At 63.4% G+C, this 13,814-nt stretch carries 17 protein-coding genes and 1 riboswitch; of the genes, 14 read left to right on the top strand and 3 right to left on the bottom strand.

The genetic code is table 11. The annotated features are described in order from the left end of the window. The first annotated feature begins 46 nt into the window (after positions 1-46). From EN859_RS15305 to cobO, 5 genes are all read left to right on the top strand, one after another. Entirely contained in the window at positions 47-739 is a 693-nt protein-coding gene (locus EN859_RS15305) for a gamma-glutamylcyclotransferase (protein WP_127853728.1), read from the top strand. A 68-nt stretch (positions 740-807) separates the two neighbouring features. Beyond that, positions 808-1,007, top strand: a riboswitch (cobalamin riboswitch). 36 nt (positions 1,008-1,043) lie between these two features. Continuing rightward, a complete protein-coding gene (locus EN859_RS15300; RefSeq protein WP_127853727.1) occupies positions 1,044-1,223 on the top strand; it encodes a CbtB domain-containing protein in 180 nt (59 codons plus the stop codon). Positions 1,224-1,238: 15 nt separating this feature from the next. Beyond that, the gene (locus tag EN859_RS15295) at positions 1,239-2,018 is read left to right on the top strand and encodes a CbtA family protein (RefSeq protein ID WP_127853726.1); all 780 of its coding nucleotides are present in this window, start codon (positions 1,239-1,241) and stop codon (positions 2,016-2,018) included. 22 nt (positions 2,019-2,040) lie between these two features. Further along, positions 2,041-2,538, top strand: coding sequence for a bifunctional adenosylcobinamide kinase/adenosylcobinamide-phosphate guanylyltransferase (gene cobU, locus EN859_RS15290; protein ID WP_127853797.1), 498 nt, complete (start codon positions 2,041-2,043; stop codon positions 2,536-2,538). Position 2,539: 1 nt separating this feature from the next. Further along, positions 2,540-3,163, top strand: a complete 624-nt coding sequence (gene cobO / locus EN859_RS15285) for a cob(I)yrinic acid a,c-diamide adenosyltransferase (RefSeq protein WP_127853725.1) — start codon at positions 2,540-2,542, stop codon at positions 3,161-3,163. Positions 3,164-3,179: 16 nt separating this feature from the next. Here cobO and cbiB read toward each other — a convergent pair whose 3' ends face one another. Further along, on the bottom strand, positions 3,180-4,151 hold the full coding sequence (gene cbiB, locus EN859_RS15280; protein ID WP_127853724.1) for an adenosylcobinamide-phosphate synthase CbiB: 972 nt from the start codon (positions 4,149-4,151) through the stop codon (positions 3,180-3,182). On the opposite strand from cbiB, the gene cobD reads away from it, so the two are divergent. Together cobD and EN859_RS15270 are read left to right on the top strand one after the other, a co-directional pair. After that, on the top strand, positions 4,150-5,205 hold the full coding sequence (cobD, locus tag EN859_RS15275) for a threonine-phosphate decarboxylase CobD (RefSeq protein WP_127853723.1): 1,056 nt from the start codon (positions 4,150-4,152) through the stop codon (positions 5,203-5,205). The genes cbiB and cobD overlap by 2 nt on opposite strands. Continuing rightward, complete coding sequence (locus tag EN859_RS15270; RefSeq protein ID WP_127853722.1) at positions 5,202-5,711, top strand: tyrosine phosphatase family protein; 510 nt, start codon at positions 5,202-5,204, stop codon at positions 5,709-5,711. The genes cobD and EN859_RS15270 overlap by 4 nt, the downstream gene beginning before the upstream one ends. On the opposite strand, the gene EN859_RS15265 is transcribed toward EN859_RS15270, so the two are convergent. Continuing rightward, positions 5,712-6,515: a creatininase family protein gene (locus EN859_RS15265; protein WP_127853721.1), complete on the bottom strand. Its 804-nt coding sequence runs from the start codon at positions 6,513-6,515 to the stop codon at positions 5,712-5,714. Between the two features lie 54 nt (positions 6,516-6,569). Beyond that, on the bottom strand, positions 6,570-6,953 hold the full coding sequence (locus EN859_RS15260) for a RidA family protein (RefSeq protein ID WP_127853720.1): 384 nt from the start codon (positions 6,951-6,953) through the stop codon (positions 6,570-6,572). 264 nt (positions 6,954-7,217) lie between these two features. Between EN859_RS15260 and EN859_RS15255 the strand changes: the two genes are divergently transcribed. From EN859_RS15255 to EN859_RS15225, 7 genes are read left to right on the top strand one after another with little or no spacing between them, the layout of a single operon-like run. Continuing rightward, complete coding sequence (locus tag EN859_RS15255; protein ID WP_127853719.1) at positions 7,218-8,222, top strand: ABC transporter substrate-binding protein; 1,005 nt, start codon at positions 7,218-7,220, stop codon at positions 8,220-8,222. Between the two features lie 15 nt (positions 8,223-8,237). Continuing rightward, positions 8,238-9,065 (top strand): ABC transporter ATP-binding protein, encoded by an 828-nt coding sequence (locus EN859_RS15250; protein ID WP_127853718.1) that lies wholly within the window; start codon positions 8,238-8,240, stop codon positions 9,063-9,065. Further along, positions 9,052-9,903 carry an ABC transporter permease gene (locus tag EN859_RS15245; RefSeq protein WP_127853717.1) on the top strand — a complete coding sequence of 284 codons (852 nt, stop codon included), beginning with the start codon at positions 9,052-9,054 and terminating at the stop codon, positions 9,901-9,903. Before EN859_RS15250 ends, EN859_RS15245 begins: the two co-directional genes overlap by 14 nt. 34 nt (positions 9,904-9,937) lie before the next feature. Continuing rightward, positions 9,938-11,239: a cytosine deaminase gene (locus EN859_RS15240; RefSeq protein WP_127853716.1), complete on the top strand. Its 1,302-nt coding sequence runs from the start codon at positions 9,938-9,940 to the stop codon at positions 11,237-11,239. Then, positions 11,239-12,636, top strand: coding sequence for an FAD-binding oxidoreductase (locus EN859_RS15235; RefSeq protein WP_127853796.1), 1,398 nt, complete (start codon positions 11,239-11,241; stop codon positions 12,634-12,636). The genes EN859_RS15240 and EN859_RS15235 overlap by 1 nt, the downstream gene beginning before the upstream one ends. 9 nt (positions 12,637-12,645) lie before the next feature. After that, complete coding sequence (locus EN859_RS15230) at positions 12,646-13,227, top strand: NAD(P)H-dependent oxidoreductase (RefSeq protein WP_127853715.1); 582 nt, start codon at positions 12,646-12,648, stop codon at positions 13,225-13,227. Continuing rightward, positions 13,227-13,814: an NAD(P)H-dependent oxidoreductase gene (locus tag EN859_RS15225; protein WP_127853714.1), complete on the top strand. Its 588-nt coding sequence runs from the start codon at positions 13,227-13,229 to the stop codon at positions 13,812-13,814. Before EN859_RS15230 ends, EN859_RS15225 begins: the two co-directional genes overlap by 1 nt.

Raw genomic sequence — 13,814 nt, 5'->3', positions numbered from 1 at the left:
CGACCCATCAAGCCGGCTTCCTGCCGGCCATGCAAGGTTATAAGCCATGTCCGCGCGAACAATGTCGCTCACACAGGAATTGGTCGCCCGGTGCTTTCGCCAGGTCGAAGATGCCGGACCTGACCCGGATGCCGCGCATCTGGACGACGGCGATTATGACACGATGCTGGACCAATTGCAGGCTGAACTCCCTGCCGGTGAACCGCTCTGGCTGTTTGGATACGGTTCGCTGATCTGGAAACCCGAAATCGACCATGTCGGGGAACGTGTCGCCGTGGCGCCTGGCTGGCACCGGTCTTTTTGCATGAACATGAAGCGCTGGCGGGGCACCAAGGATAGTCCCGGCCTGATGATGGCGCTGGACCGCGGCGGACAATGCAAGGGCGTCGCCTTTCGACTGAGCGACGATAACCGGCGGCAGCAGTTGGACAGGCTTTTCAGGCGCGAAATGACGCTGAAGCCGACAAGCTACCAGCCGCGCGTTCTCAGGCTCGCAAGCGACAGTGGTCCGTTGAAGGCGCTGGCTTTCGTCATCAACCGCAACGGCACCACCTATGCCGGATCGCTCGGCGAAGAGCAGGTTGTCGAAAGACTGGCGACGTCCTGCGGGCACTGGGGATCAGGCGCCGACTACCTCTACAACACGGTGAAAAACCTTGAGGAACGCGGCATTCACGACCGCCATCTGTGGCGCCTGCAGCACCTCGTTGCCGAGCGGATCACCGCGTCCGGGCGCTGAGGCCAGGTATGGCGCATTCCCGCTGGGTTCCGGCGGAATTTGGTTTGCCGGGCGCGGCGATTCTGCCTATAGTCGCCGATGTCGTCGGTTCCGTTTTGGGACCAAGAGGGAATGCGGTGAGGGTGAATTCTTTTGCCCAATGCCGTGGCTGCCCCCGCAACTGTGTGCGGTAGTCCTCTCCATATGCCACTGAAGATTTTTCTTCGGGAAGGTGGAGAAGGGCGCTATTCCGCGAGCCAGGAGACCTGCCGGCGACAGGAAAACTGACTTCTATGCCCTCGGGTGGAGGGCGAAAGGACAAGACATGAATACCGCTTCCGTCTCGCTCGGCACTTCCGTCTCCTCCCAGTCGCGCTTCATGCAGCTCGCGCTCGCTGCATTTCTCGGCATCTTCGTCATCGGCTTCGTCGGTTTCTCGCATATCGATGCGGTCCACAATGCCGCTCACGACTATCGCCATTCGATGGCGTTTCCCTGCCACTGACGAGGAACTGACATCATGACACTGTTTCGCAACGTCGTGTTCATCGCGGCGATTGCAGGGCTTGTGGCCGGCGTCGTTCTCGCCTGCATGCAGGCCTATGCCACCGTGCCGCTCATTCTCAAGGCGGAAGTCTACGAACAGGCGGGAGGCGGCCACCAGCATGACCACGCCGCCGCGCCGGCCGCCAACGCCACGGACGCCAATGCCATGAGCACCGCCGCGCCGGCGCCGGCCGAGATAGCCGCTCCGGCTGAGGATGAAGGCTGGGCGCCGGCTGACGGCTTCGAGCGCTTCGCCTTCAGCGTCGTCTCGAACATCGTCACCGGCATCGGCTTTGCGCTGATCCTGGTCGCAGCTTCGGAATTCGCCGGCGGTATCGGCAATTGGCGTCAGGGCCTGTTCTGGGGCCTTGCCGGCTTTGCCGTGTTCACGCTGGCGCCGGGCCTTGGCCTGCCGCCCGAACTGCCGGCTATGCCGGCGGCCGATCTCACTCAGCGCCAGATCTGGTGGACGGCAACGATGGTTGCGACAGCTGCCGGTCTTGGCCTGATCGCCTTCCGCAAATCGCTGCCGCTGGCGCTGCTTGCCGTGGCGTTGCTCGTGGCACCGCACATTGTCGGCGCGCCGCAGCCCGACAGTTTCGGGACAGCCATTCCCGAGGGCCTGCACCATCAGTTCGTGGTAGCGGTGACGCTGACCAATCTGGTGTTCTGGCTGGTGCTTGGGGCGGTTGTCGGCGTGGTGCGCGGACGTTTCACCGGCACGGCGGCCAGCCTGCGCGACAGCTTTGTCTGATCGCGTTGCACGTGATAGGGCGCTGACCTTCATCATCGGCGGTGCACGCTCCGGCAAGAGCGCGCATGCCGAAAAACTGGTGACGGCCTGTCCGGCACCGTGGAGCTATATCGCCACGGCGCAAGCCTATGACGACGAAATGCGCGATCGCATCACACTGCACCGGTCGCGTCGTGACGAGGGCTGGACGACCATAGATGCGCCGCTCGATCTTGCCGGCGCGATCGGGGCGCTACCTGATAACCGGGCTGTCTTGATCGACTGCCTGACGCTGTGGCTGACCAACCATATGCTGGCCGAACATGACATCGAGGCCGAATGCCGAAAGCTGGCTGATGTGCTGTCGCGGCCGCGCGGACCATGGTTCGTGGTTTCCAACGACGTTGGTCAGGGCATCGTGCCGGACAATGCCCTGGCAAGACGTTTTCGCGACGCCGCCGGCCGGCTCAACCAGCAGGTCGCGGCCGTAGCCGATACCGTGCTGCTGATGGTGGCAGGGCTGCCGCTCAAGGTGAAATGAAATGGCTGATGGCAAGCAGATAGACGGTAAGGATGAGGAACGCCATCGCGCCAAAATGGCCAAGCGCAAGGCTGTCCAGGATGCCGAGGTTGCAGCCAAGACGGTCGAGAAGGGGCTGCTGATCGTCAACACCGGTCCCGGCAAGGGCAAGACCACGGCCGCCTTCGGGTTGGCGCTGAGAATGCTCGGCTACGGCAAGCGCGTCGGCGTCGTCCAGTTCATCAAGGGCAAATGGCACACCGGCGAGAAAGACGCCTTTGCCACTTTTGGCGATCGCGTCGTCTGGCATGCGATGGGCGAAGGCTTCACCTGGGAGACGCAGGATCTGAAGCGCGACATTGCTGCGGCCGAGGCGGCCTGGGCCAAGGCGCTCGATCTGATGGCCGATCCGTCGATCAGCCTTCTGGTGCTCGACGAGCTGAACATCGCGCTACGCTACGACTATCTCGATCTCGAAAAGGTGGTCGCTGCGCTGAAGGTCAGGCGCGAAGGTCTGCATGTCGTCGTCACAGGCCGCAACGCCAAGCCGGCGCTGGTCGAGGCGGCCGATCTGGTCACCGAGATGGGCATGACCAAGCACCATTTTTCCGCCGGCGTGAAGGCGCAGCAAGGGATAGAGTTCTAAGGGTTTGCTGCTACCCTCACGCGACGATGACGATCGCCGAGATTATGCCGAACAGGCCTATCAGCAGAAAATCGGCGACCTGGTAGAGCTTCAGCGCTCGCCTGATGTCGGTGCTTTCCGCCTCACGCCGGCCGCCTTCGCCCATAAACGCATCATCGACCGCGACGCCGCCGTAGCTGCGCGGCCCGGCAAGCGCCAGCCCGAGCGCACCGGCCATCGCCGCCTCCGGCCAGCCGGCATTGGGCGAGCGGTGTTTTTTCGCGTCGCGCCGTACAGCGCGCCAGGCACCTTTTGCATCGGCGCCTTTTACGAGGAAAGCGGCAAGCACGATCAGCAGCGCGGTCAGCCGCGACGCAGGCAGGTTGATCAGGTCGTCGAAGCGCGCGGCTGCCCAGCCGAAGGCCTCATGGCGCGGGGTGCGATGGCCGATCATCGAATCGGCAGTGTTGGCAGCCTTGTAGGCGACACCGCCGGCCAGCCCGCCGACGCCGATCCAGAAGACGGGTGCAACGATGCCGTCGGAAAAATTCTCGGCCAGGCTTTCGATCGCCGCGCGCGCGACGCCGGCCCTGTCGAGCTTTTCCGGATCGCGGCCGACGATCCGCGAGACGGCAGCACGGCCGATGGCGAGCCCGCCGGTGTCGAGTGCGTCGGCCACCGCCTCGACATGCTCGGCCAGGCTCTTCTGCGACAGCAGCGATGTCGCCAGAAGCGCCGTGATCAACAATCCGGCGGGCAGGACCTGCCAGAGCGCGGTTTCCACCGCGAAGGCAACGGCGGCCGGCACCAGCACGATGATCAGCAGCGCGACAACGCCCGAAGAACGACGCTGCTCGTCGGGATCAGTGGCGCGGTTGAGCCTGCGATCGAGAAAGGATATCAGGCTGCCGAACCAGGTGACAGGGTGACCGATGGCACCAAACAGCCAGGCCGGGTAGCCGAGGGCGAATTCAATAATCAGTGACAGGAAGGCAATCAGGATCGACATGAAGCTTCTTGATGGAGCGGGAGCAGTGGTGGACCACGGCGGAAGTCTTGGCCGGGCGCGGGCGCTTTTCCCGCACGCGCCGCAGCCTTTCGTCGACCTCTCGACCGGGATCAATCCGCACTCCTATCCGCTTTTTGAGTTGCCCGCCACCGCTCTGTCACGGTTGCCGGAAGCTGCGCGCACCCGCGAGCTGGCTGACGTCGCGGCGAGAGCCTATGGTGCGCCATCGGCAGCGAATGTGGCAGCAGCGCCCGGAACGCAAATCCTCCTGCCGCGCGTCGCTTCGCTGGTGAGCCCCGGCAAGGCGCTAGTGCTCGGGCCGACCTACGCCGAACATCAGCGGGCAGCTGCGGTCGCCGGCCATGCGGCGACAGAGGCCGACGACTTCGAGGCTCTGGCAGCCGCTGACCTTGCCATCGTCGTCAACCCCAACAATCCGGATGGACGCGTCGTCGAACGCGAAAGGCTGCTTTTGCTTGCCGGAAAGTTGCGCGCCAAAGGCGGCCTGCTGGTCGTCGACGAGGCCTTCATGGATGTCGGTCCGCGCGCGGAAAGCTTGGCCGGCGACATCGACCGAGGCGGCATCGTCGTGCTGCGCTCCTTCGGCAAGTTCTTCGGACTGGCCGGCCTGCGGCTCGGTTTTGCGCTGGCCGATGCGCTGACCGTCGAACGGCTGGAAGCGCAATTCGGGCCGTGGGCGGTCGCCGGTCCAGCGCTCGAATATGGCGTTCGCGCGCTTGCCGATACCGGCTGGCAGGCCGACATGCGACGCCGGCTGGTCGAAGATGCCGCGCGGCTCGACGCACTGTTCGACCGCTTCGGCGTCCCTGTTGCCGGCGGCACGACGCTGTTTCGCTATATCAGGCTGACGGATGCCACCGGACTGTTTTCGGCGCTCGGCGAGCGCGGCATCCTGCTTCGCCATTTCTCCGACCGGCCGCATGTGCTGCGCGCCGGGTTGCCGGGCCCGGACGAGGAATGGCAGCGGCTCGAATCGGCCCTTGCCGACTGGGCTTCGCGGCGCGACGATCAGGCAAAGGAAACGATCCAATGATCCATGTCTGTTCGTTGGCAAAAGTCGAAGAAACGGTGGCAAAGACCGGCGCCGAGCGGCTGCTTTCCCTGCTCGCTGCCGGCACGGACGTGACGCGCCCGGCCTCGATCGCCAGGGAAAACCATCTGCATCTCGTCATGCATGACATTGCGGTGGCCCAAGAGGGCATGACCATGCCGGGCGAGGAGCATGTCCGCAGCTTGCTCGATTTCGCGCGCCAATGGGATCGCGCACGGCCGCTGGTCGTGCATTGCTATGCCGGCATCAGCCGTTCCACCGCCTCCGCCTACATCATCGCTGCGGCGCTGGCGCCGAGGCGCAATGAGGTCGAACTGGCCAAAACGCTGCGCTCGCTGTCGCCCATGGCGACGCCCAACCCGCGGCTGATCGCGGTCGCCGACGCGCTGCTCGATCGCAACGGCCGGATGATCGAAGCGATCCAGGCGATCGGGCGCGGCGCGGATGCCTTCGAAGGCACGCCCTTCGCGTTGAAGATCGACGCCTGACTATGCCAGCCAGTCGGCGAGCTTTGCCTTCTGCACATCTTTCAGCAGGTTGATGAAACCGTCGGCCTGATGTTCGGCGGTCAGCCGGCCCTTTTCTGCCGTTGCAATGCTGGCGTCGCCGACCACGCCGTTCGGGTTGAGATCGGTGGCGATCCAGGCAAAGGCATGCGTTCCGGTGTGGCGCAGCAGCGAGAATTCCTTTTCGGCGCGGGCGACGTTGGAAACGAAATTGTCGGCTTTACCCATGTCGACGAGCTCCGGCCGGAAATGCAGCATCAGAGACGTCTCGACATCGCCGCCGTGGATGCCCTGGCGGTCCTCAAGCTCGGTGTACATACCGGCCGGCCGGCCGAAGCGCTGCCAACTCGTCTTCACCGCCAGCATTTTCGCGCGCACGCGCAATTCGCGCGTGACGATGCCCATGATCTCCTCGTTGCCACCGTGCGAGTTGACGACGATCACCTTTCTCACACCGGCCCGCGCGATCGACAGGCCAAGCTCGGTCCAGGCCTCGATCAAGGTCGCGGCCGGCAATGTCAGGGTTCCCGGCGCATGCAAATGTTCGTTCGACTTGCCCACCGCCTGAACAGGCAGAATGCGAATGTCGAGATCGCCGGGCAGGCGGTCGATCACCGTTTCAAGCATGCCATTCATGATCGAGGTGTCGGTCGAAACCGGCAGATGCGGGCCGTGTTGCTCGATCGCCGCCACCGGCAGCACCGCGATCGTCGCCTCCGGGTCGATCGCGGCGTATTCGGTGGTCCGGTAATCACCCCACCACACGCGTCTTTTTGCAACGGTCATGTCATGCCTCTTCGATGGATGGCCAGACCTAGCGCGACGCGCATCGCCTGTCGATCATGCAGCCGCGATGACCTCGATCTCGACCTTGAACTCCGGCCGGGCAAAGCCTGACACGATCATCAGCGTCGAGGCCGGTGCCGGGCTGGCGAACAGCCGGTCGCGGACATCCATATAGGGCCGCAGGAAGGCACGGTCGGTGACATAGGCGTTGATGCGCACGATGTCGGAAAGTTCGAGCCCGGCCTCGCCGAGAATCGCTGATATGTTCTGAAAACAGAGTTCGGCCTGTGCGCCGGCATCCTCCGGGATCTGATCGTCCGGCGTGATGGCGACCTGGCCCGAACACAGCACCAGCCGCTTGCCGGCCGGCACCTCGACGCCATGGCTGTAGCGGGCAAAAGGCGGCTTGATCGACTTCGGCGTGAGGAATCTGAACATTGCAATCTCCGGTCTACGGCCAGCTTACGGCGCAAATGGCGGAGCCTTCAAGATCGCGGTGCACGCCATCAGGGCGATTGTGGACAGGCGTTCAAAAAATAGGCACGATGCCTTCCATACAGCATGACCCGTCCGGTCTTCGTATCGGCTATTGCACAAGCGGGCGGTCCCGGCGCAAGGAGCCGGTGGCATGTGTCTTGCTTCTTGAAACAATGGTGTCGAGCCCGGCGCGTGGCGGTCCGGAGCAAACAAAGGGTGGTGTGGATGTACGGAAAACGGAAGCTCTCGGCGGGCGCGATCGTGCTGCTTGCCGCAGGCACGCTTGGTGCGGCGGCGAACGAAAAAGTCACCTTCGGCACCAACTGGTTGGCGGAACCGGAGCATGGCGGCTACTACCAGGCAGTGGCAGACGGCACCTATGCGGCTTGCGGTGTCGATGTGACGATCATGCAGGGTGGCCCGCAGGTCAGCGGCCGACCGCTGTTGCTCGCCGGCAAGATCGATTTCTACATGGGCGGCAACCTGCTTTCGGCCTTCGACGCCGTGCAGCAGGGCATTCCGCTGCGCGTCGTGGCCGCGGACTTCCAGAAGGACCCGCAGGTCATCATGTCCCAGCCCGGCCAGGGGCTGGACAAATGGGAGGATCTGAAGAACGCCGATCAGTATATCCTCGGCGACGAAGGTACGCAGACATTCTTCCAGTGGATGGTCACCGAGCTCGGCTTCGATGCCGGCAAACGCGTGCCCTATACCTTCAATCCAGCGCCCTTCATCGCCAACAAGAAGTCGATCCAGCAGGGTTATGTCACCTCGGAACCGTTCGCCGTCCAGAAGCAGGGCGGGTTCATGCCGAACCAGTTCCTGCTGGCCGACTATGGCTGGGACACATATGCGACCACGATCGAGACCATGCAGGAGACGATCGACAAGCGGCCCGAGGTCGTACAGTGCTTCGTCGATGGTTCGGCCAAGGGTTGGTACAACTACCTCTATGGTGACAACAAGGCCGCCAACGAGATGATCAAGAAGGAAAATCCGGATATGACGGATGAGCAGATCGCCTTCTCGATCGACCAGCTGAAGAAATTCGGTGTCGTCGATTCCGGCGACACCGAAAAGCTCGGCATCGGCGCGATGACCGAAGCGCGCATCCAGAGCTTCTATGACAAGATGGTCAAGGCCAAGGTTGCGCAGGCTGACATCGACATCAAGAAGGCCTATACGCTTGCCTTCATCAACAAGGGTGTCGGGCTGGATCTGAAGAAATAGGCCGGTCTGCCTGAGATGATGCAGGAGAAAGTGGCGCAAGCGCCGGGAAGTGCATCGGGCGAAGGCCCGATGCTGCTGGCGCTGCGCGGTGTAGGCAAGGTGTTTTCCAACGGCGTGGCGGCGCTCAGCGACGTCAATCTGACGATCCGGGACGGCGATTTCCTTAGCCTTCTCGGACCCTCGGGTTGCGGCAAGTCGACGGCGCTGCGGTTGATTGCCGGCCTGTCGACGCCGACCTCCGGGCTGCTCGACTGGCGCGGCAGCGGCTTCGATCGCTCCAATATCGGCTTCGTCTTCCAGGAGCCGACGCTGTTGCCCTGGGCCGATGTCTTCGACAATGTCTGGCTGCCGCTGCGGCTGAAGGGTGTGTCGCGAGCCAAGGCGGCGCCGGCGGTGATGGAGATGCTGGCGCGGGTTCACCTGACCGGCTTCGAGAACGCCGTGCCGCGCGAGCTCTCCGGCGGCATGAAGATGCGCGTCTCGATCGCCCGCGCCATGGTGACAAAGCCGCGCGTTCTCTTGATGGACGAGCCGTTCGCGGCGCTGGACGAGATCACCCGCTTCAAGCTCAACAACGATCTTCTGGAACTGTGGCAGGGCGAGCGCTTCACCGTCGTCTTCGTCACCCACAGCGTCTTCGAAAGTGTTTTTCTTTCTAACCGCGTCGTCGTCATGGCGGCGCGGCCGGGCAGGGTGTTCAGCGAATTTGCCGTCGCAGCACCCTATCCGCGCGACGAGGCGTTTCGCACCTCGCCCGTTTATGCCGCGCTCTGCCGCCAGGCGTCCGATGTGCTGATCGGTGCCATCAACTCGACCGCCGGACCGCATCATGACGGCCATTGAAGAGCACACACTGAGGCTCGATGCCGAGGAGGCGCGCCGCGTGCGCCAGGAACGGCTCGAGCGGATCGGCAAATGGGTATTGCCGCTGGCGATCATGATCCTGGCGATCTGGCTGTGGGACCGCATCTGTGTCTGGAACGAGATCCCGAAATACATCCTGCCGCGCCCCGGCGTGGTGCTGCAGACGCTTCATGATGATGCCGGGCTGCTGTTCTCCTCGCTGCTGGTGACGCTCAGGGTCACCTTCCTCAGCCTGCTTCTCGCGGTGGTTGGCGGTGTCGGGCTGGCGGTGCTGTTCGCGCAGTCGAAATGGGTGGAGATGTCGTTCTTTCCCTTTGCCATCGTGCTGCAGGTGACGCCGATCGTCGCGATCTTCCCGCTGATCAACATCTATGTCGACAACCAGACGACAAAACTCCTGCTTTGCGCCTGGATCGTCGCGTTCTTTCCGATCCTGTCCAACACCACGCTCGGCCTCAATTCCGTCGACCGCAATCTGCGTGACATGTTCAAGCTCAACGGCGCGACCCGCTGGCAGCAATTGCGCTATCTGCGCCTGCCGGCGGCGATGCCATATTTCCTAGGCGGGCTGAAGATCGCCGGTGGCCTGTCGCTGATCGGCGCGGTGGTGGCCGAATTCGTCGCCGGTGCACAGGGACAGTCGTCGGGGCTCGCCTCGCGCATCATCGAGGCCGGCTACCGGCTCAACGCGCCGCGGCTGTTCGCGGCGCTGATCCTGATCTCGCTCACCGGCATTTTGATCTTCCTGGTGCTGTCGCTGATTTCGCATCTCATCCTGCGGCGCTGGCACGAAAGCGCGCTGAAGCAGGAGCGGTGATGGTGGTCGTTCTTATCGCCCAAGGGGGTGGAATTTGATCCCGGACTCTGCCTCTTATCACCTCACCAACGTCCGGCTTCACGCATCCCTGGCGCCGGGGCTTGCTGCTTCCTTCGATGCCGACGGATTTGCGCTTGCCGACATCGCTGTGGCCGACGGCAGGATTTCCAGCATCGCCGCGCATGGTCGATCCAAGGCGCCGGCAGACGCCATCGACCTTGGCGGCCGCATAGTGCTGCCGTGCTTCGTCGACTGCCATACGCATATTGACAAGGGTCATATCTGGCCTCGAAAACCCAATCCCGACGGCACTTTCATAGGCGCCTTGAACGCCACCGGCGCCGACCGTACCGCCCGCTGGAGCGCCGACGACGTCGCCCGCCGCATGGATTTTTCGCTGTGCTCGGCCTATGTGCACGGCACCAAAGCCCTGCGCACCCATCTCGACAGCGTCGCGCCGCAGGAAGAGATCTCCTGGCCGGTGTTCGAGACGATGCGGGAAAAATGGCGCGGCCGCATCGAGCTGCAGGCTGCCTGCCTGCTCGGCATCGAAAACGTGCGCGACAAGAAATGGTTCGAGAAGCTGGCCAGACGGGTGGCTGCCGCCAAGGGCGTGCTGGGCGTCGTCACCTACATGGTGCCGGACCTGGAAGAGCTTCTCGACCAAGTGTTTGCGCAGGCGATCAAGCACGGCCTCGACCTCGATTTCCATGCCGACGAGACCGACGCCGTTTCGGCGATCTCGCTGAAGAAGATCGCCGAGGCGGCGTTGTGGAACGGTTTTGAGGGAAACATCCTGGTCGGTCACTGCTGTTCGCTGGCGCGCCAGCCGGATCTCGATGTGCTCGACACGCTGGACAAGGTGGCGAAGGCGGGGCTGGCGGTGGTGTCGCTGCCGATGTGCAACCTCTATCTGCAGGACCGGCGCGGCGACAATACGACACCGCGCTGGCGCGGCGTGACGCTGCTGCACGAGATGAAGGCGCGCGGCATTCCGGTGGCCGTTGCTTCAGACAACACGCGTGATCCGTTCTATGCCTATGGCGATCTCGACATGCTGGAGGTCTACCGCATGGCGACTCGCATCCTGCATTTCGACCATCCGGTTGGCGACTGGCCGCAAGCGGTGGCGGCAACGCCGGCCAAAGTGATGCGACTCGACGGCTTCGGCGCGCTTGCCGCAGGCGGTGCCGCCGATTTCATCGTCTTCAAAGGCCGGAGCTGGACCGAATTGCTGTCGCGGCCCGAATCGGATCGCATCGTCGTGCGCGACGGGCGGGCGATCGACCGCCAACTGCCCGACTATGCCGAACTCGACGACCTGATGGTGAAATGATGGATCTGGTTGGCCTCAAGCGCGATCTCGACGGTCTGAAGATCGACGACCATCCGGCGATCGTCCAGCAGAAGAGCCGCGACTTCTACTGGTACAGCCCGGTGCTGAAGCAGCAGCTCGACCACGTCACCGGCGACCTGATCGTGACGCCGAAAACCGAAGACGAGGTGATCCGCGTGCTCGCCGCTTGCCATCGGCACGGCGTGCCGGTGACACCGCGCGGCAGCGGCACCGGCAATTACGGACAGGCGATGCCTCTGTCGGGTGGCGTGGTGCTCAACCTCGCCGAGATGAACGCGGTCAAGACGATCGCGCCCGGCCGGGTCGTTACCGGTCCGGGTGCCGTGCTTGCCGACATCGACAGAGCGACACGCGCGCATTCCGGCCAGGAGCTCCGGATGTCGCCATCGACCTACAACACGGCATCGATCGGCGGTTTTGTCGCCGGCGGCTCGGGCGGCATTGGCTCGATCCGCTGGGGTGGCTTGCGCGACCTCGGCAACGTCATCCGGCTCAGGACCGTGACGATGGAGGCACAACCTCGAGTCATGGAACTCACCGGCGAAGACGTGCTGAAGGTCATGCACGCCTACGGCACCAACGGCATCATCACCGAGGTCGAGATGCCGCTGACCGCCAGCTATGACTGGGTCGACGTCATCGTCGGCTTCGACGACTTCATGGACGCGGCCGGCTTCGGCAACGACCTTGCCGTCCAGGACGGCATTCTGGCGAAACTGATCACGCCGATCGCTGCTCCCATCCCTTACGACTATTTCAAGCGCCATCAGAAATTCTTCCGGCGCGAGCAAAGCATCGTCGTCCTGATGATCGCGCCGCACGCGATGGATGCATTTGTTGCCTTCACCGCGCACAGCAAGGGCGAGATCGTCTTCCGCGCCGACAAGGAAGCCGATCTCAAGGGCCTGCCGCCGGCCTACGAGCTGACCTGGAACCACACGACACTGCGCGCCATCAGGGTCGATCCGACGATAACTTACCTGCAGACCCGCTACCCGTCGCCGGATCATCTCGCTCACGTCAAGGCGATGGTCGACCGCTTCGGTGACGAAGTGCCGGCGCATCTCGAATTCATCCGCTTCGACGGCGCGATCGGCGTGGCCGGATTGCCGCTGGTCCGCTTCACCACAGCGGAGCGGCTTGATGAGATCATCCGCATCCATGAGGACAATGGCTGTTGGATCTTCAACCCGCACCGCTACACGCTGGAAGAAGGCGGCATGAAGCGGACGGACGAAGTGCAGCTCGCGTTCAAGCGAGAGACCGATCCGCAAGGACTGCTCAATCCCGGCAAGATGATCGCCTGGGAAAATCCGGACTACGACTATCGCTCGGACAAGTCGTTCCTGTTCAAGGGGCTGGAGAGGGTGAGCTGAAGACCTCCCATGGACATCCTCGTCCTCTACGCTCACCCGGTCGAGACCAGCTTCAACGCCGGTCTGCACCGGACGATCGTCGAGCGACTGACGACAGCCGGCCACGCTGTCGATGACTGCGATCTCTATGCCGAGGATTTCGATCCGCGGCTGACGCGGGGCGAACGGCTTGGCTATCACGATGAGCGCAGGGCCGATGATGCAGCAGCCGCTTATGTCGCGAGGCTGCAAAGGGCCGAGGCGCTGGTGCTGTCGTTCCCGGTGTGGAATTTCGGCTATCCGGCGATCCTGAAGGGCTTTTTCGATCGCGTCTTCCTGCCCGGCGTATCGTTCAAGCTGGTCGACGGCAAGGTGCAGCCGTCGTTGCACAATATTCGCAAGCTGGCGGCGGTCACCACCTATGGCGGCAGCCGGTTCCGTGCCGTGCTGATGGGCGACCCGCCGCGCAAGCTGGTCAACCGCGTGTTGCGCGCCACCATAAAGCCCGGTGCATCCGTGTCCTACCTCGCGCATTATTCGATGAACCTGTCGACCGACGAAGCACGGAAGGCATTCATGGCGAAGGTCGCAGCCAGGATGGACGCATTCTGATGCGGGTCCTGGTGGTCTATTGCCATCCAGTGCCCGATAGCTTTTGCGCGGCGATCCGCGATAGTGCCGTCGAGGTATTGAAGGCGCGGGGCTGGGAAGTGCGGCTGCTCGACCTCTATGCGGAAAATTTCAATCCGGTGATGAGCTGCGACGAGCGACGCTCGTACAATGGCAGCGCGCCGCAGGATCCGGCGCTCAAGCCGCATTTCGATCACCTCGCCTGGGCCCAGGCGATCCTCTTCATCTATCCGACATGGTGGTACGGGCTGCCAGCGATGCTGAAAGGCTGGCTCGACCGGGTGTGGGCAACGGATGTCGCCTTCCGGCTGCCGGCGGGCAAGGGGCGGATCAAATCGCTGATGACGCATGTGACGAGGCTCGGCGTGATCACGACCTGCGGCGCGCCGACCTGGTGGAGCGTCGTCGTCGGCCAGCCCGGCCGCAAGACCATCCTGCGCGGCATGCGGGCGCTCTGCGCCACCCGCTGCAGGACGTTCTTCCTGGCGCACTATCTGATGGATTCGTCCACTCCGAAGACGAGGGCAGCGTTTCTGGAGAGGGTGCGGAGGACGCTGGAGCGGTTTTGA

This window comes from Mesorhizobium sp. M00.F.Ca.ET.216.01.1.1 (assembly GCF_004010325.2).
Classification (GTDB): domain Bacteria; phylum Pseudomonadota; class Alphaproteobacteria; order Rhizobiales; family Rhizobiaceae; genus Mesorhizobium.
Note: the sequence above shows the minus strand (reverse complement) of the source record. Positions and strands in the feature narration are given on the sequence as shown.